The sequence below is a fragment of the Chryseobacterium sp. NFX27 genome (assembly GCF_049887855.1).
In the GTDB taxonomy this organism is placed as follows: Bacteria; Bacteroidota; Bacteroidia; order Flavobacteriales; family Weeksellaceae; genus Chryseobacterium.
Genome location: NZ_JAGEKK010000004.1, coordinates 1 through 18,324 on the forward strand (window position 1 = coordinate 1; position 18,324 = coordinate 18,324).

At 35.9% G+C, this 18,324-nt stretch carries 15 protein-coding genes and 1 pseudogene; 5 read left to right on the plus strand and 11 right to left on the minus strand.

Features of this window, described 5'->3' with window-relative positions; translation table 11 throughout:
- Positions 1-932 precede the first annotated feature (932 nt).
- Positions 933-1,169, plus strand: coding sequence for a helix-turn-helix domain-containing protein (locus J4Q03_RS05600; protein WP_426047225.1), 237 nt, complete (start codon positions 933-935; stop codon positions 1,167-1,169).
- Positions 1,170-1,284: 115 nt separating this feature from the next.
- The gene (locus J4Q03_RS05605; protein WP_426047458.1) at positions 1,285-1,854 is read left to right on the plus strand and encodes an integrase core domain-containing protein; all 570 of its coding nucleotides are present in this window, start codon (positions 1,285-1,287) and stop codon (positions 1,852-1,854) included.
- Positions 1,855-2,241: 387 nt separating this feature from the next.
- Here the strand turns inward: J4Q03_RS05605 and J4Q03_RS05610 are convergent, their stop codons facing one another.
- The 5 genes from J4Q03_RS05610 to J4Q03_RS05630 form a co-directional block, all read right to left on the minus strand.
- Complete coding sequence (locus J4Q03_RS05610; protein WP_426047226.1) at positions 2,242-3,213, minus strand: hypothetical protein; 972 nt, start codon at positions 3,211-3,213, stop codon at positions 2,242-2,244.
- 384 nt (positions 3,214-3,597) lie between these two features.
- Positions 3,598-6,663 (minus strand): efflux RND transporter permease subunit, encoded by a 3,066-nt coding sequence (locus J4Q03_RS05615; protein ID WP_426047227.1) that lies wholly within the window; start codon positions 6,661-6,663, stop codon positions 3,598-3,600.
- A gap of 6 nt (positions 6,664-6,669) precedes the next feature.
- On the minus strand, positions 6,670-7,713 hold the full coding sequence (locus J4Q03_RS05620; protein WP_426047228.1) for an efflux RND transporter periplasmic adaptor subunit: 1,044 nt from the start codon (positions 7,711-7,713) through the stop codon (positions 6,670-6,672).
- Between the two features lie 5 nt (positions 7,714-7,718).
- Positions 7,719-9,056, minus strand: coding sequence for a TolC family protein (locus tag J4Q03_RS05625; protein WP_426047229.1), 1,338 nt, complete (start codon positions 9,054-9,056; stop codon positions 7,719-7,721).
- A gap of 53 nt (positions 9,057-9,109) precedes the next feature.
- Positions 9,110-9,727 (minus strand): TetR/AcrR family transcriptional regulator, encoded by a 618-nt coding sequence (locus J4Q03_RS05630; RefSeq protein ID WP_426047230.1) that lies wholly within the window; start codon positions 9,725-9,727, stop codon positions 9,110-9,112.
- An 845-nt stretch (positions 9,728-10,572) separates the two neighbouring features.
- Between J4Q03_RS05630 and J4Q03_RS05635 the strand changes: the two genes are divergently transcribed.
- The 3 genes and pseudogenes from J4Q03_RS05635 to J4Q03_RS05645 form a co-directional block, all read left to right on the plus strand.
- On the plus strand, positions 10,573-11,388 hold the full coding sequence (locus tag J4Q03_RS05635; protein ID WP_426047231.1) for a hypothetical protein: 816 nt from the start codon (positions 10,573-10,575) through the stop codon (positions 11,386-11,388).
- Positions 11,389-12,076: 688 nt separating this feature from the next.
- A complete protein-coding gene (locus tag J4Q03_RS05640) occupies positions 12,077-12,358 on the plus strand; it encodes a winged helix-turn-helix transcriptional regulator (RefSeq protein WP_426047232.1) in 282 nt (93 codons plus the stop codon).
- Between the two features lie 195 nt (positions 12,359-12,553).
- Positions 12,554-12,883, plus strand: a pseudogene (locus J4Q03_RS05645) (site-specific integrase); the annotation flags it as partial.
- A gap of 167 nt (positions 12,884-13,050) precedes the next feature.
- Here the strand turns inward: J4Q03_RS05645 and J4Q03_RS05650 are convergent.
- From J4Q03_RS05650 to J4Q03_RS05675, 6 genes are all read right to left on the minus strand, one after another.
- Positions 13,051-14,073 (minus strand): medium chain dehydrogenase/reductase family protein, encoded by a 1,023-nt coding sequence (locus J4Q03_RS05650; RefSeq protein ID WP_426047233.1) that lies wholly within the window; start codon positions 14,071-14,073, stop codon positions 13,051-13,053.
- A 97-nt stretch (positions 14,074-14,170) separates the two neighbouring features.
- Positions 14,171-14,782, minus strand: coding sequence for a superoxide dismutase (locus tag J4Q03_RS05655; protein WP_426047234.1), 612 nt, complete (start codon positions 14,780-14,782; stop codon positions 14,171-14,173).
- A 40-nt stretch (positions 14,783-14,822) separates the two neighbouring features.
- The gene (locus tag J4Q03_RS05660) at positions 14,823-15,635 is read right to left on the minus strand and encodes an arylamine N-acetyltransferase family protein (protein ID WP_426047235.1); all 813 of its coding nucleotides are present in this window, start codon (positions 15,633-15,635) and stop codon (positions 14,823-14,825) included.
- Between the two features lie 7 nt (positions 15,636-15,642).
- Positions 15,643-16,104: a DoxX family protein gene (locus J4Q03_RS05665; protein ID WP_426047236.1), complete on the minus strand. Its 462-nt coding sequence runs from the start codon at positions 16,102-16,104 to the stop codon at positions 15,643-15,645.
- 145 nt (positions 16,105-16,249) lie between these two features.
- Positions 16,250-16,912 (minus strand): hypothetical protein, encoded by a 663-nt coding sequence (locus tag J4Q03_RS05670; protein WP_426047237.1) that lies wholly within the window; start codon positions 16,910-16,912, stop codon positions 16,250-16,252.
- 80 nt (positions 16,913-16,992) lie between these two features.
- Entirely contained in the window at positions 16,993-17,886 is an 894-nt protein-coding gene (locus J4Q03_RS05675; RefSeq protein ID WP_426047238.1) for a helix-turn-helix domain-containing protein, read from the minus strand.
- Positions 17,887-18,324: the final 438 nt, after the last annotated feature.

Sequence of the window (18,324 nt, forward strand, 5' to 3'; positions counted from 1 at the left end):
TCGCTGCTCACTTAAAGATACTGCTTGGATCTTAAACTCTAGACTGTAATTTTTTCTGATCTTTTTCATACTCTTAAAGTTAAAGAGTATAAGAATCGTGTCCTAACAAAGTTAGCAACTCCAAAAACTGATATCTACGATATTGGCAACTTAATTTCTAATATTGAAGAGGCCAATTTTAGAAAATCGGTGCACATCATGCTTGTCGGAAAAGGAGAAGACAAGGATGACTCCAATAGTTTCAAATCATTTCTGAATATGGTGAAAGACGATCAATGGTACTGTTTTGATCTAAGGCCTTTGAAGAAATCCATTTTACAAAATAAGCTGATTTTAGATGATGTTTACTTGTCAAGAGTTATTAAGGGTTATGATTATTTGATTTATATACCTCAAGTGACTAAAAGCAAAGAGATTTCGAAAGAATAACGACATTACAAGACCTTCTCGGTAAATTAAGAAAGACAAAGATCATAAATCCAACCCCTAACTTTTTAACTTACACTCTTTGTGGTATAGTGTCTTTTGACAACCTTACAGAATCTCCGAATCACTTCCGAGTTTGCAAATAACCAACACTAAAAATAATTTGGAAGTTAGATGCGTAACTGATTCGAACCAAATATTCAAATTTTCAAAATCACAATCCCATTAAGATAACTTAACAGGAATCAAATAAAAAGAACAAAAAAAATAAACACCTTATTTTCAACTACATAAATGTAAAATATTTTCAATATCATTAAAAATAGTGTTGGTAGCCTACCAGCGAGGTCACAAATTTGCCAAAGGCGACAACTAAAGACAGTTGGCGCCATTTTTATTTAATGAAATAATTGTTTTTAAGTGATGAAAACATAATCTGTAAAGTATCAATAGATCCGCTACAAAAATGACTTAAATTTATGGTATAAAGTTTAAAACTTTTATCCATGAATAAACAGCAACAGCAAGTCAAGGCTCGCAAAGATTGGCTTAAAATCTATTTAGAATTGGGGTCTGTAACAAAAACAGCTTTACGCTGTAGAATTGCAAGATCAACACTTTATCGTTGGATAAAAAGATATAAAGAAGAAGGAGAACAAGGACTGTCAGACAAGTCAAGACGTCCTAAACCCTTACTAATACTAAGGTTACAAAAGAAACTGAATCTATTATCCTTGATTTAAGAGAGAAAAAAAGATGGGGAGCAGCAAGAATCTCAATTCATCTGCTTCGAAAAGGAATCATGCTTTCTGCAATGACTGTTTGGCGGGTACTCTTTAAACATAAAGTTAATCCTGTATTCAAAGGCGTAAAAAATCTGATTACAAAAGATACAGCAAAGAAGTTCCAGGGGATAGAGTTCAGCTGGATGTTACTAAAATCAGAAATAAAGCCTATCAATTTACAGCTATTGATGACTGTACAAGAATGAAAGTTATTAGGATCTACTCTAATAAAAAAGCAGAAAGTACAATACATTTTTTAGGTGAAATTTTGGATACATTCTATTTTCCTATACAGCATATTCAAACTGATTGGGGAACGGAGTTTTTTAATTATTCCTTTCAATATGAGCTACATGAACATTTTATCAAATACAGACCCATCAAGCCCAGATCCCCTCATTTAAATGGTAAAGTAGAAAGAACCCAACAGACTGACAAATCCGAATTCTGGTCGCTAGTGGATTTATCTGATTCAGATCTTGATTTAAATGCTTTAGCTTTTGAATGGCAGGAGTTTTACAATAAGAAAAGACCGCACTCTTCTTTGAATGGAAAAACGCCTTGGGAAAAATTACAGTCGTTGGAACATCTTATCCCTATTCAGCCTGATGTACAGCAAAATTTTGGGACTCGAATGAAGTAATATTGCCCAGAAATTATACTTACTTAAGTTATATAAAACAAAAAAATATTAATTTAGTTTCAAAGCTCAAGAGGAAGTAGGCTCTGCTGGGGAGCAACCTACCAGCAATAGGCTTTTAGATATACGGAAAGGGAGACCCAAAAGGTCTCCTCTTTTTATTTCCGGTATCTTCTATGGCTAAGAAAACCCTCTCTTAATTTGTAGCGAATCTATTGTTATAGCACACAATATACCCCCTTTACAACATACTCCTATTATGTACTATCCACTTCAATAAATTGTTAATGATCGAAGCAATCCACTGTTGAAATGAGCAGCAGGTATTCTTTTGACATTTGACATTTGTTAAAACATCAGTTCCTCTTTTCCAGCCAATCTCACCAACCATTACCGGATTGCCGTTAGTTTATTACTGCCTACCTTTTTATGGAGTAGAAACGAAACTTGAATGTCTTCGCTTTCTGTCTGGGCATGAATGGCAGATAGGTAATCTTTATACAATAAACTTGTCGGCTGCAGTGCCAGCACTTTTCCGTCACCATATAGCACCATCTTAAAACTTTTTATAGGCAAAATTTCTCTCTTTTCGCGCACTGTACCACTCATTTCATCCCACCGTTGTTTAGAATCTGCGGGGGTGTTCCAATAGTAAGCTTTTGCCAATTCTACTTCTTTATCATACATCAACGAAGCATAGGCGCGTACATCTTTTTTTATCAGTATATTTCTAAAACTTTTATAGGCAGCAACAGCCTCTTTAAGTAACTCATCCTTATTCTCTCGACTAAGGTCTTGAGAATTGTGCCATCCTTCTAACTGATATGGGACATCGGCAACAAAATTTCCTTTAAATTCAAATACTTTTTGTCCGCTGGCCAGGAAGTTTTCAGTTCCTCGTTTATTGGAAGTACTAAATTCAAAAACCTGTTTATAGTCGTCCAAAGATCCATCAGCTTTCCTATGTAATACCTTGATGTTAAACTTAGAAGCTTCAACAAATGTCGGTGACCAGCTTTTATTGGAAAGTTGAGGAGGAAACAGACGAATCGTAATTTCCTGCCGCCCACTTCTCAGTATATGATCATTGATTGGAAGTCGTTGCAAATTGGTACTGCCTAAAAATAGATAGCGATGCAATGGTATATCATTAATTAAAATTTCATAACCACATGCATCATGGCTGAATTCCACCTCATATAATGGGCTATAATCATATATTTTTACCTGCTTATAAATATCGAGCATTTTCTGATCTATATCCTTATCTTGATTTCCCATCGTTGAAGCTACTGAGTGCTTTTGCTGACAGCCACTTAGGTTTGACAATAAAAATAAACTTGCTATAATTAATTTTCCCATTTTAATCATTTATGTTGTTAGTTCCCATTTGTATTTGTGCTTCAATGAGCAATATAGTACTTTTTCTGGTCCGCAGTTACTTGTTTTTCTTTTTCAACAACAGCACCAGGAGCATCAATAATTTGTTGACTTCCAAGTATAATAAATGGTTACTAAAGTCTGAAAACTTCCTTTGCTAATTGCTTCTAACGAATTCTTTATTGAGCTATGTATGCATATTCGAAAAGGTGTATGCTAAACAAATATATTTAAAATAAAATTTAATAATCCTAATACAAAAGTAGGCTGATAAAAAAAACATGGTTAACACATAAGTAGGAATGTCTAACACAAAAGCACATTAGGAATGCTTCGGTTAAATACATTCTATCATTTTATTCTGCTTTAATGTTCTTCTTCTTTTTCAATATCGAGACTTGGCGGGATCAGTTTATACATCACCGGCGTCACAATTCTTGAGAGAATCGTTGAACTAATGAGTCCGCCAATCAATACTATGGCTAATGGAGCAATCAAAGGATTGGAGTTTAAAGCTAAAGGAATCAATCCGCAAATCGCTGTAATTGATGTTAATACTACCGGAAGAAAACGAGTCTCTCCAGCGATTGCAATCGCCTCATCAATTGATTTGCCTTCCAATCTGAGCTGATTCGTGAAATCAACCAAAAGAAGGGAGTTTTTAACCTGAATTCCGGACAGTCCAATGAATCCGATAATGGCAACCAGGGACATTGGGCTTCCATCAATCAGCAACAATATCACACCACCCAAAATTCCCAATGGAATGATTGAAAGGACAATGATGATTCCTTTGAAAGTTTTAAACTGAAGCAACAACACTGCGATAAAAAGAAAAGTGCTCAAAATAATGACCGAAATAAAATTTCCGCCCAAAGCATCGCCCTCAGATTCTTTCTCGCCGGACAGTTTGTAATAATAACCTTTTGGCATTTTCAACTTGTCCAATTGTGGTATGATGTCTACCAACAGATCGTTGGCATAGTATCCTTTTGCTGACATTGCAGACACTTTGGCAAATCTGGATTTATTAAAATGATTGATTGCTGTCGGAGAAGTTTCAAACGAAACGGTCGCGATCTCATTGAGCGCAATGGGGGCTCCTTGAACATTATTGACATAAAGATTTTTCAAAGCATCCAGATTAGCGAATTTTTCTCTGGGCAAAGTCAGAGTTACCGTTCTGGCGTCGCCACGGTCATCAATATAATCACCGACGGGAAGCCCGGCAACGGCCAGACGGATCACTTTATCAACTTCGCTCGTCAGTACTCCGAGCGTTCTCGCTTTTTCCTTATTAATCCTTATTTTCACATCGGTCTTGTAGGTATTAAGCTCATTGTTGATATATACTGTTCCTTCCTGCTTTCTCAGAATATTTTCTACCTGGGAAGACAGTTGTCTCAAAACGGAGGGGTCTTCACCAAACAGACGGACCACGATATTTGCTTCTATAGGAGTACCCTGCTCGAAATCTTTTACCTCCACTTTGGCGTAAGGCATCGTCTTAAATTTCTCTCTCAACGTTTCGATCAATGCTGTTTTGATCTCAGGTTTTGCCTCGTCGTCCAGCTGAACAAAGATCTGCGCAAAGTCCGGTTTCCTATCTTGTGGATGGACGTTATAATAGATCTGTGGATTTCCCTTTCCAACATTCGTAGTGTAATAGGCAATTTCCTTGTGACTTTTTAATTCAGATTCAACGATCTTCGCCACACGGTCACTTTCCGAAATATTGGATTGAAGCGGTGTCTTAATATTGATCAGGAACATCGGTTTTTCTGAGGTCGGGAATAATTTAAACCCTGCCAAACCGAACAGTCCGAATGCCAGAACACTTAATGCCAGTGAAATCCCGATCGTCATTTTAGGATATTTCAAAGCTTTAGGCATAATCCTTTTATAACTGTTGGTCAGGAATTTCTGAAGGTACTGCAGAAAAATATTTCCGCCTTCGTTATCGTGGGTCTTCAGGAACTTACTGCCCAGAAAAGGAACCAATGTAAGCGCCACCAGCATTGAGGCCAAAACACTCGTCATTACCGCTACAGGAAGACTTCGAATAAATTCTCCTGCAATATCAGGAAGAAATGCCAATGGCAAAAACGCAATAATTAATGTTGCCGTACATCCTACAACCGCCAAACCGATCTGCTTAGTCCCTTTAAGAACCGCATCTTTTTTAGAATGACCTTCACGAAGCCAACGTTCAATATTTTCGACGACCACGATACTGTCATCGACCAACAATCCCAAAGCCACAACCAATCCGACGATGCTTAACTGATTCAGTGAAAATCCCAATGCATTCATCGCTATTAGTCCCAATGCCAATGACAAAGGAATAGAGATCATCACAATGATTGATGCTCTTGAACCTAACGGTAGTAACGTGATGATAACCAAAATAATGGCCAACCCGAAATCCACACCTAAATGCCCGAGTCGCTGAGAGACCATATTTGCCTGGTCGAAATTCTTAACCAGTTTGATATTTTCAGGAAGATCTTTTGAGAATTCTTCGAGTATAGGCTCAAATTCTTTCTGAACATCGGTTATATTGACATTATCCTTCATTCCTGCACTGACCAGAACGCAACGGTGTCCATTGATCCTTGTGATGTGATCCACTGTCTGAGATTTGTACCCGACCTCAGCAACGTCTTTCATATAGACGATTTTCCCATTGGCATTGTAGATGACCGTGTTGGCAACATCCTCCTCATTTTTAAACTTACCACTGGTTTTCACGTTGAAAACCTTGGTGCCCATATCGATGCTTCCTCCCGGAATATCGGCTGCTTCACTTTGTAAGCTTCCCATCACCAAATTCAGTGGGATTCTCAATTGAGCCAGCTTATCCAGCTTCAGATCGACTCTGATTTCCTGTTCGGGAATACCGGAGTAGATCACATTTTTGAGATTGGTGATTTTCTCTAATTTTGTTTTAAGCTTGTCAGCCTCGTCGTGGAGTTTTTTTTCAGAAACCGTTTCAGAAACCAATGCCACCTGCAGAATTTTCACATCGGCCGAGGATATTTTTTCTGTTTTGATCTGATAAATATCTTTGGGAAGTTCACTGTTTTTCAAGGCATTGATTTCGGTTGAAATTTCCTGATATTTGTTATCTACATCTACCCCATATTTAAATTTTACCTGAAAAGCGGCAACACCGTCTTCTACAGTTGTCAGTATTTTATCAATATTTTCAAGACCGTAAATTTTGTTTTCGATTGGTTTTACAACCTGCTCTTCCATATCTTTAGGACTTGTCCCGGGATAGATGACCGTAATCAGATATTGTGGTGGATGCGTCGATGGATCTTCAGATCTCGGCATTGTGAAAAGCGTTAACAGACCGACAACCGCAACAAGAAGAAATATGATCAGGGTAAACTGATAGTTTTTAACGGCAAAATTTGTTATCTTCATCGGATTCTATTTAATTATTTTGATGGTTGACTGCTCATTGAGATAAGCACTGTTGGAGATCGCGATCTTGTCGCCTTTCTGAAGCCCGTCTTTTACAAAAACTTTATCATTTTCGAATCTGGCAATCGTCACAGGTCTTTTCTTGACCTTATTGTTTGCAATGACGTAGACAAATGCTTTGTTTCCATCTGCTTCAAGCAAAGAATTGTAAGGAATAACAATCAAATCTTCAGACTGATCGGTCTTAATATCAGCTTTTCCGAACATTCCTACGGCGGGTTTGCTGTCATTCATTATCAGTTTTAGTTCGACCTGAAAAGAACCGATAGCCCTATCTGCTGCCTGTGATTTCCTGAAAACGAAAGATTCAAATTTTTTATCCGGATAGCCATCAAGAGTCACCATCGCTTTTTGCCCGATCTTTACAGAGGCCCATTCGGTATCTGTCAATCCTACTTTCAATAAATAATTGTTATTGTGCGACGTCTCATTGATCAGTAAAACTGGCGAACCCGGACCCACAATTTCCCCTTTGTTTGCTACTTTTTGGGAAACGAAACCATCAGCTGTCGCATATATTTTTGCATATCTTGCGTTGAAAGCAACAGCATCTTTCTGTCTTCGGGCAATGTCCAGACCTGTTCTGGTGTTCTGAACCTGTTCCAAAGTATATACACTGTCTTTGTATAAGTTTGTGGCTCTTTTATAGTCACGCTCATTCTTTTGAACATTTAAGTCAGATTGATTCAGACCGGCACGTATCTCCGTCTCATCCAGAGTTGCCAGGAGCTGCCCTTTTCTGAAAAACTGGCCTTCCTCGACAAAAACACCTCTCACCACTCCACCGATCTTAAAAGAATAGGTAGTTTCATTCTCTGTTGTCACCAGACCTGATGCATTGATATTGGAGCCCAGAGCCAAGGATTCCACTGCCGCTGTTTTTACGGCGATCACGTCAGCCGTTTCAAAATGTTTTGATTCTTTTTTTTTTTCTTTGCAGGATGTCGTCAATAAGACTGAAAGCAGAAATATTGTTATTTTTTTATTCATAATGATTAATTTTTAGTTAGGTTGAAAGTTGCGTTGGCTCTTTCCAGTTCGGCAAAAGCAATCCAGGAATTAAAGAGGGCGATGTTGGCATTGAGCTGTGTGTTAACCAGTTGGTTCTGGGCATCCAGTAATTCGATGTAAATTGCCATCCCTTCTTTGTATAATCTGGTCACATCATCATTGTACTTTTTAGCCGTCTCTTTCTGTTTGGTATCTGAATGATACTGATCCAAAGCTGATTTCAAATTATTTTGGGAAACCTGAAACTGTAACAGCAGCTGCTGTTTTACATTATCAATCTGGGAACTGATCTTCTTACTGTCCTCATCCACCTGCTTCATCTTATACTTGTTTTTATTGCCGGAGAAGATGTTCCATTCCAGACTCAAACCTGCGAAATAATAGCGTGACGATTTGTCGACCTTGAAATCAAAATCCTGAAATCCGAAATCTGCAAATCCGCTTAATTTCGGATACCAGTTGGATTTGGTCATCTTAAAAACATTATCGTTGAGCTCTTTCGCCTGATTCAGTTTCTGCAATTCTTCCATGTTTTCAGTATTTTCTGAAAGTATTTCATTTGGTACTTGCATATCTTGATCGATTTCAATGTCAGAATCTAGTTCTTTATTTAAGAGAAAATTAAAATAGGATTTAGCGTTTTTAGATGTATTAACAGCGGTCTGAAGGTTGGCTTCAATTCTTGTCACTTCATTATCACTTCGGAGTACGGCTGTGCGGTTGATCTTGTCATTTTTATAAAGCGACCTGTTCACTCTTTGATTTTCCTTGACTATGGACATAGCATTTTCGTAGATCCTGATCCCTTCCATTGACTGTAGATATTTATAGTAAGCAATTTTAATTTCCTTAACCAATTCCCGACGGTAAATTTCCAGTTCGATCCTTTGTACGGTAGTTTGCTGTGACTTGATCTTTTTGTTGTACATAATTTCGTAGTTCAACAGTGGCATTGTCGTGTGGATCTTCACATCGTAAAAATTATTTGGATTGATCAAAACTGACTGATTTTGCAATGATGGAAAAGAATTGGAATTTGTGATCTGATTCAACGTGCTGTATACAGGATTCAGCATATCGCCGATCGGAATATCGATAGTTCTGCCTCCATCGGCTATGGTATAGTTTGCAACCAGACCAACAGAGGGATAAAACAGTGATTTCGCTTCCTGCAAAGTATATAAGCTTTTGTTGATATCGAATTTTTTCTGTTTGATGATTTCATTATTTTCCAGACCGGCTTTGATGTAACGATCCAGATGACTTTGGGAATATCCTAATATTCCAAAGCAAAGCAACAATACGAGTGATAACTTTTTCATTAATATACATTGTTTTTAATTTGAACATTGTTCATTTTTTAAGACAAAAAAACTCAGAGTCTTTCCAATATTTTTAAAAATTCGTTGTAGCCCTCAGACATTATGGTATCAGGGCTGCTGAATTTTACACCTTTTGTTCGCTGCCGAATTTCCAGGCAGCACATTCCGTGTACCAAACTCCAGATCATAAAAGCTAAGGCTTCAGAATTATGTTCCTTGAAATGCCCATTAAGCATACACTGTTCCACCGTTTTCTTAACATAACCGAATGTTTCATTTCCTTCCGACCACAGCTTGTTTTTTTGTGTTTCCAGATAATCCATTGGCGCTCTCAGGTTGAACATCAGATCATACATCTCAGAATTTTCTAGGGCAAACTTAATATAGACTGATCCCATTTTTTTTAACCGCTTCATTGGGTCTTCTATAGCAAAAAGTTCATTGAAGTACTGCCCCAACTCCTGAAATCCGATCGAATGCAGATCGTGAAAGATTGCATTTTTATCTTTGAAATAGACATAGACCGTACCAACACTATAATTGATCTCATCTGCTATGTTTCTGATCGTGGTATATTCTATGCCTCTTTCAACGAAAAGCTTTTTAGCTCCGTTTAGGATCAGGAGCCTTAGTGCTTCCTTTTCCTTTTGTTTTCTTTCGCTGATGCTCATAAAATTATTTTAAGATGCAAATATATAAATATTTTTTGAACAATGTTCATTAATGATTATATGCTTAAATTTATCAACAATTTCCCCAATGATAATAGTACCAGTATTTTAACTCAATTAGATTTTTGATCCTTAAGTCTCCTTCTTAAAGCTAACATATCATCACTTACTTTCCAATACAGAACTTCAAGCTATTTGATTATTAATTAGTTAACCAAAATGAGGAAGAAATAGGGAACTAAAAGCATCATAACATCCCAAACCATCGCAAAGAAACGACAAATTAGCTCTCTAATTCATCTAACTTACACAAAACAAAGGTAAATAAAATTTTTGAGGGGCAAAAATAAGCAGTTTATATCTGAATTTTTGGCTCTAAGAAAATCTTTAAATGACTCTAAAAGAAGAGACGACATTCATGATAATATATTTATTACTTTTCAGCAAGCATTTCGTCAAAAAATAATTCTAAATATTTCGTTGTATTTTCAACCAAAATAAATATCTGAAGCATTCCCATACCGCCTTTTTAAGATGTCACGTTCTAGCTTTGTTTCTTTTTCGAAGTCTCAAGCTCTTTTCTTATGGAATCATAGGAAATTTGTTTTCCTTCGTTGGTTTACATTCTTTGTGAAGCTTTCTCCAATTGACTAAACTTTCTTTGCAAATCCCAATTCTTGAGCTACTAAGGATACATTGCCTCGCTACTCACTTAATAATACCGCCTGAATTTTTCTGATCTTGTTCATAATCTTAAAGTTAAGTATAAGAATTTTGTCCTAACAAAGTTAGCAACTCCATTTTTTTCTGTATATTTATGGTTAAACTAAATTAGCTAAAAACTCATGAAAAGAACTTCACTCACCCTAGTCTTTCTCTCCATTTATGGTATTGCATTTACTCAAGAACTAACAAAAGCAGAGAATGCATTTAAAAATTCAACGTTTATTACATTCAATACGAATATTAAACCTGAACAACTTATTGGCTCTATCATCTATTACAAGGAAGGTAAAAAAGATGATTTTGAATACATACCGATCCTAAAATCAGACCAACTGAAAAAGATAGAACCAATTTACAACAATAACATTATGTTTAGTACCATGGTAAGCAAATCAAACATATCATCAGCTAAGTACTTATCGATCATCAATGTAAATGTTGCTGTAAACTACATGCTGGAAGTTATTTTAGAGGATGTTTTAGATTATAAGGCGCCGAGCTTCGCCAGTGACGCGGATATACAGACTCAGGCTTTATTTTACGCAGGGATACTGAAAAGACAGGGCTATATAACTGAATATATAGATAATGTTAACTTATGCACTTTAACAAGCAAAGTCTTCTCCGAACAGAGAATCGAAGGACAAGGCTCTTATTTTGTTGATGCAAGTAATAAAACGTTTGCCAGTAATGATGAGTTCACCTCGAAAAGGTTAATTAGCATTCATTCTGTTAACTTAACACTTTTTGTCGACGACTTTAAAGTAACCAAACTGACAGATAAATTGAGTACTAAAGCCAAGTCTACACTTAAAGACAAATTAGCGAGTAAAGCTTTGGCCGAAACAAATGCACCAGAAACCTCAGTACCGAGCTATGTCATTGCCAATAAAATTAAGCTTGGATCTAAAGAAGTAATTTTAAGCAAGCAATAAGTAAGCAGCTAATGTGTGGAGTTGCTATATTTGAGTAGATACAAAATTAAGAGAATTATATACCAAGCAAATGACTGTTTTACCAAGTTATTAAATTGTAATTTTTCTGATCTTTTTCAAACTCTCAGAGACAAAAAGTATAACAATTTTGTCCTAACAAAGTTAGCAACTCCAATCGTTCTTATGATAAACAATCAGTACAACAAATATTAGATTATCAGAACAAACATCAATTAAATAATACCCAAGTTGCTCAAAAATATAAACTCAGTAGAAATACTGTTGCCAAATGGAAAAAGCTAGACTTAGCTCAAGAAACTGAATAATTTTTTTCATAGCGTACTTTACGCAATTTGTGTTTTGGACAGCCTTCTTATATTATGAGGGCTGTTTTCTTAAAATGTGTATTGTCGCTTTTATTTACACACAAAGTAGTCCTCCTCATCATTTAAGTAATCTTAATTATAATGTGAATACCAGAGGAAAGTTCAAGAATCTAGAAGGTGTGGCTAACAAGATTATCTATAATAGATTATCCCATATTTTTTGAGGCTTGGAGCAGGTTAGTTCAATGTTTTACCATTGCATATCACCACAGGTAAACGCTATGACTGCTAACCCTACAATCGAAAGTTTATTATGAGATCAGTTTATCTTTATAGTAAAATAAAATGAAGTAATACTGATAATGAGCAATTTAAAAACAAAAATTAACGAAAAAAATTTATGCCCAGTCAATCATGCTGTAAGTTTATTAAGCAGAAAATACAAACTTAGAATACTTAATGCATTACTTAATAAAGGTCCGAAACGTTTTAAAGTTCTTGAAAGAGAAATATTTACGACCGTACCTCCTACTGTTGAATATAAAACGACAACACTTGGTCAGACAACAATGCCTATGCTTGATGAGATATACCAATGGGGGAATGTTGCATATGTTTCATATGAAATAGAAAACTTTGATTAGTGGAGCGATGCTCATGCCGATGGCTCATAAAAGAAGTGACAGAGATAATTTCATATGAGTGCTAAAAAGTGACATTTCTCACCGCTTTTTGTTATACATTTAAAATGTGTTTCTTTTTAAATTTGCAGTACTAATAAGAGTTTCACTAAACTTTTTAAAAAATATTTCTCTTGTCTGATAATTTGAATACCCATATTTGGCAGTACTGTCACTCTTAAAAATGGGGTTCCTCTTCATATTGTGAAGGAGATGATGGGGCACTACTCTGTGAAGCAAACTGAGGAATATGCAATCACAGAGCAAGAATCAGTAAGTTTAGAAATGCAACAATTGAAATAGAAGCTAAACAAGATTGACAATAGTCAGAGCAACGAAAGCCCCATGCAACTTTTACTAAAGCTTCAACAGGAAGTTACTTACTTAAGTCAAAAAAATATTCCAAATGGAAATATAAACCCACAAGAACAGTTAAGGGAAATAACAAGAAGGCTTGACTCCCTAAGGGAAATGTTTTTAAATACATAATCTCGTTTAAAATAACCTGTTTCTCTCAGTGAGTACTCAAGTTACGTATATTGTAAACTCCCAAATTACTTTTTCTATTTGGGAGTTTTCTTTAACATAGAGAGCTCATCGGAGAAAAAGCCACTTGCTAGAAATTTTCAAGTCTATTCTTGGAACAATTAATTTAATTATTGATTATTCGAAGGCTTGAGTATAATTTTGCCGAAAGTTTTTCCCTGCTCTACTAAACGGTGCGCTTCCTGAACCCCTTCCAAACTAACGATATTAGAAATATCGGGCTTTATCTTTCCATCTTTTAATAATTGAAAAAGAGTTTTCAAATCTTCCTTAAAAAAATTAGAATGCCTTTTTTTGTATGCTGTGATGTCGTAAAACTCTGCGTTTGGAAACCATGGCAAGATATTCCATATCAAGACTTTGATAAAATCGAAATAGACACTACCTTTTTTTCCTTGTGATATTCCCTGAAAACCAAAATCGACCAGCGTACCATTTTTGTTCAAGATACGAAATGACTTTTGAAGCTGTATCCCGCCAATAGGGTCAAAAACGGCATCTACTCCCTGCGGTTCTCTCTCCTTTAGAATCTGTTCAAAGTCTTCTGTTTTGTAATCAATGAGTTGCACTCCTGAATTTTTCAGAGTCAAGTCACGATGTAGGGATGCTGTACCATACATCTTTAAATTCATCAAAAGTCCCAGCTGAACCAATGCCTGCCCCACTGCCCCACCAACAGCGTGAATAAAAATAGTCTGCCCGAATTGTACTTTTGCTAATCTATGTAAAAGCTGATAAGCCGCAACATATGTAAGGACAAGACTTATCGCCTGCTCATCCGTTATACCATCAGGAACCGAAACCAGTGTCTTTGCGTCCAAACAAATATACTCAGTGTATGCACCAGTAACCGTTAATTGCGCAACTTTTTGTCCTATCTTTATGTTTTCCACATCTTTTCCCAAAGCATCTACAGTTCCTACCAAGTCATAGCCCGGCGTTAACGGTAAATTTCCTTTTCTTACAGATGGATAAATTCCACGTCGGATAAGGGTGTCTGTAAAGTTAACACTAGTTGCCAATACTTTAATTCTAACTTGCCCCGGCATTGGTTCCGGCAAATTATTGCGCGTTACTATTTGCAGTACCTCTGGGGTACCAAATTCAGTTATCACTATTTTTCTATAAAACATCTTTTCTTAAATTTTCCTTGTTTTTTGCTTTCAAATTTGGATACAAGGAGATGTTCCTACCTATGGCAAGCTAATTTTCTCCCTGATTACTTCAAAATTAAATTTTGTCCAGCTCAGATTGGTAACGCGAAGAAACCTCCTTCCAATTAATGATTCTCCAAATATTTTCAAGATAATCCACTCTTTTATTCTGATACTTCAAATAATAAGCGTGTTCCCAAACATCGATACCTAAAATGGGAACACCTTTGATTTCAGCGGTATCCATCAGCGGATTGTCTTGGTTTGCTGTAGAAATAATGCTCAGTGCACCATCTTTGATGATCAACCAAACCCAGCCACTTCCAAAACGTTTTAGACCGGCTTCATTCACTTCTTTTTTAAGGTTTTCCAAACTACCAAACTGATTGTTAATGGCTTTAGACAAACTTTCTGACAACGGTGTATTCACAGGTGATAGACTTTCCCAAAACAATATATGGTTATAATGTCCTCCTGCATTATTGTGCACAGCAACAGGATATTTGGAAATACTATTGAGTAAGTTTTCTAAAGAAATATCTTCAATTCTTATTTCATTTAAGGCTTTGTTTAAATTATCCACATAGGTTCTATGGTGTTTATTGAAGTGGATATCCATCGTTTTCGTATCGATAATGGGCTCTAAGGCACTTATTTCATAAGGCAACGGTTGTAATGTATAATTCATTTTACTTAATTTAAATGGATGAATAATTATTGATGATTGACTAGTCTGTACCAAATATTCTACGGATTAAAACATCGGAAGTTTCTGCTTTCTCGATCTGAATATTGAAAGTTTTCCGTAGTGTGTAAATTAATTTTTCAGGATCGCCCAATAATTTAGTGATAATGACACCGTCCTGTCTTTTGTGTTTAAATTGATTATTCTCAAGGGTATAAATTCCGTTTTCACTTCTTCTTGTAATAATTAGATTTTTAACAAAACCCGATTGAGGATTTGTTGACACATACCAGTTAGCAACTTCCAGGTCCTGTACATTACTTTGCTCAATTTCAAAACTGTACATCCGGAGCCAATCCTTATTCCAGTATTCAAGTGTAGAAAAGGTTTCCTTTCTCACAATTCGGTACCCGCTTTTAGAATTTATATTTTCGTCATCGCTAATTAAGGATACGGGAAAATCGGGTGTGGTCACCCCGAAACCAGCATCCACTAAATAATCTCTACCATCCAGACTGACAATGATAAAAGCATGGGTTTTTGGTGGCAAGGCGCTGTCTTCTTTTTTCCATAGCACTCGTGCTAAAAGTATTTTCCTTTGAAACCCTATAGTTTCCAATACATAATTAAGCAGTAGATTTTGCTCATAACAATACCCTCCACGCTGTTGATAAACTAATTTTTCAAAAATATCCTCTATTTGCAGGGATGGTGATGTGCCAGTAAACGCATCCACATTTTCAAATGGAATAAACCGCGTTTGCAATTTTACCAGTTGCGACAGTGTTTCATAATTTGGCTTGGCAATATTTTGAAATTTAATCTTTTCAAAATATGATTGTATGTTCAAGTCCATATGTACTTTATTTTGATCTTAAAAATATTTTACGATATATATGTGTGTCCATTGAATATTTGCCCCCGCCTTCCACAATTAAAGCGACTGCTATTCCTATTGCTAATAAATCAAACTGGCAGCCTTCCCCTTTTTGGTTTCCAAACCAGTTCATAAAAAAACCATTTCCCAAATGTGTTGTGACCATAATGCCAAGCAATAAACCTACGTAAGCAGTTGCCCAGAATCGTGTAGTCAGTCCCAACAAAAGGCAAACTGCTCCACAAAATTCTATCATAATGACGGCGAATGCTATAATTGCTGGAAGATGCAACTGCTCGGTAAAGATTTTTATCGTCCCGTTAAATCCCGCGCCTCCATATATTCCTACTGTTTTTTGCAAGCCGTGTGGCAGAAAAATAAGACCCAGTGTAACTCGTAATATGATTCCGGTGAATGTGTTGTAAGTTTTAAAAATTATGTGTTTCATTATTTTGAATATTTAATTGTGACCCTATTGAAATTGTATCTATAGCAGCATCTGAAACAATTGATAATCCGCCCCCTATGCATCAATTGATGACCATATTTCGCTGGAAATAATAATGCAGATGTTTTTTGGTTACTGATCATTTTTAATTGAAGACGTTGGAAGCTATAAAAATTCCGTAATTCTCTTTGCTTGTTTTATCGGGTCCATATGCATCCCAATTGGCTCCTAAACCAAAACGAAAATCTTTATAACTCAATCCTGCCCTGAGCATCAGATAACTTCTTGCATGATCTCCATTTTTCACCGTTGCACAATACAGGCCTTGTGCCCGGGTGTAAATATTCCAGTGCTGATTCAATTGCGGCTTATATTCCAGCATAGCAAATCCTTCCCAATTACTATTTTTAGACAAGTCAATCCTTGGCACCAGGGAAAACATAAGTGTTCGGGAGGAATAAGTATATGAAAGCGCTGTATTTGGACGCAACCCCGAATTAGGTGTATAATGTGTTCCTGCTAAAACCTTTAGCCCTTTGGCAAACTGATAAGTGAGATGAATCTGATTCATCATATCTTTTGAATAGGTCTCGCTCCATTTCGAAGAAAAATTGGTGACACTGAAAATACCGAATTTAGAAAAGTTCCGAAATGATTTATTAACTGTCATTTGCGCAGCATATCCACTTGTTCCCGGTAAAATTTCGACCACTATGGGTGGATTTTTCACTTCGTGAACAGCATTTTCCTGCGCGAAAATTTTGGCTGGAAATAGTAGTACTACATTAATCAAAAATATCCTATTCATTACTTTTTTGTTCTTAACTGTTATTACAATACAAATTTCTTCCAATTCGAATCATAATTGTAGAACAAAAAAATTAAAGACTAGGACAAATCAATCATTTTTCGATATTCACTGGGTTGAAGGCCGGAATGCTTTTTGAAAAACCGTGAAAAATAGGAAACATCTTCAAATCCTAAGACAAAAGCTGCTTCAGAAACCGTATAATTGGGTAATGATAAAAGCGCCCTTGCTTCCATGGTAAGTGCTTCATTTATAATAGCTGATGCCGTTTTCCCTGTGACAGATCTTGCACATTTATTGAGATGATTGGGTGTAATATTGAGCATTTCTGCATACACCTGTATTTTGTGCGTCTTTTGTATGTTGTCGGTAATTAATCTCCTGAAACGTTGTATAATTGCTTCTTTCGGAGAAAATACAGGCAATGGCAGCGTGTGGATGAAATTGGCGATTTCATTCAGCAAGGTATTTAAATAGGATTTTAATAAACTATCGCCCGTATCTTTTTCATACAGCAAAAGGAGTTGCTGTAGTAAATATTGAATTCTCGAGGTTGTTTCCTTATCAAAACTGAAAACGGGATTATAAATGAGTTCAATATAATTAGAAATTTCTTTTAGCTTTTTCTGGGATGAAAGATCATTAATGAAATCATTTGAGAAATGACCGTAATAGCCTTCAATATTTCCATTTTTTTTTAAGATCGTCCGGATCTTATAACCTGGCAAAAGCATTAACATTCCAGATGTTAATTCGAATATATCCGAACAAACCATTTTTGATAATTCCCCTTTTGTTATAAAAACAAAATCGTTCACCGTCTTACGATGAGGAACGGAAGGCAGAACTGCCGTTTCGTTTAGAGAAGTAAGGGGTTCAATAACAAAATCACTGAAAATACCTTTGGTAGCCAGTCGATCGACATTAATTATTTCTTTAAAACTGTCCGGTTTAAATTCTTCAATTCTATCCAATTTGGTGCTTTTATCTTTGCTATACTAAAATAGCAAATTTATAATGCAAAGTTAACTCTATGCAATGCATTTGCTTTTAAATCAGAAATGATAATATATTGCATAACATCTCATTGTTATGGAGTTCTTCAGATTCAGACCTTGGCTAGCTGTAAATGAACAACTTAAGATAAATTATTTTAGGATTGTTTTCAATTATTCATAATATTCGGTCATCAAAATAAACTAATTTATGTACATTTCAAAGATTCGTGGCAGAAATTTGAAAATGATTAAAAAAAGGTTTTATACCATCTAGAAAAGGGTGGTTCGAATATATGTAGAATAGAGACCTTCATATTCTGTAATTTTTCTAGCATCTTGTAGGCATCCATAATATTACGGCTGAATCCATCCAATAAGTGAAGAATGATTTTTAGTTAGCTTAAGCTTAGTGAA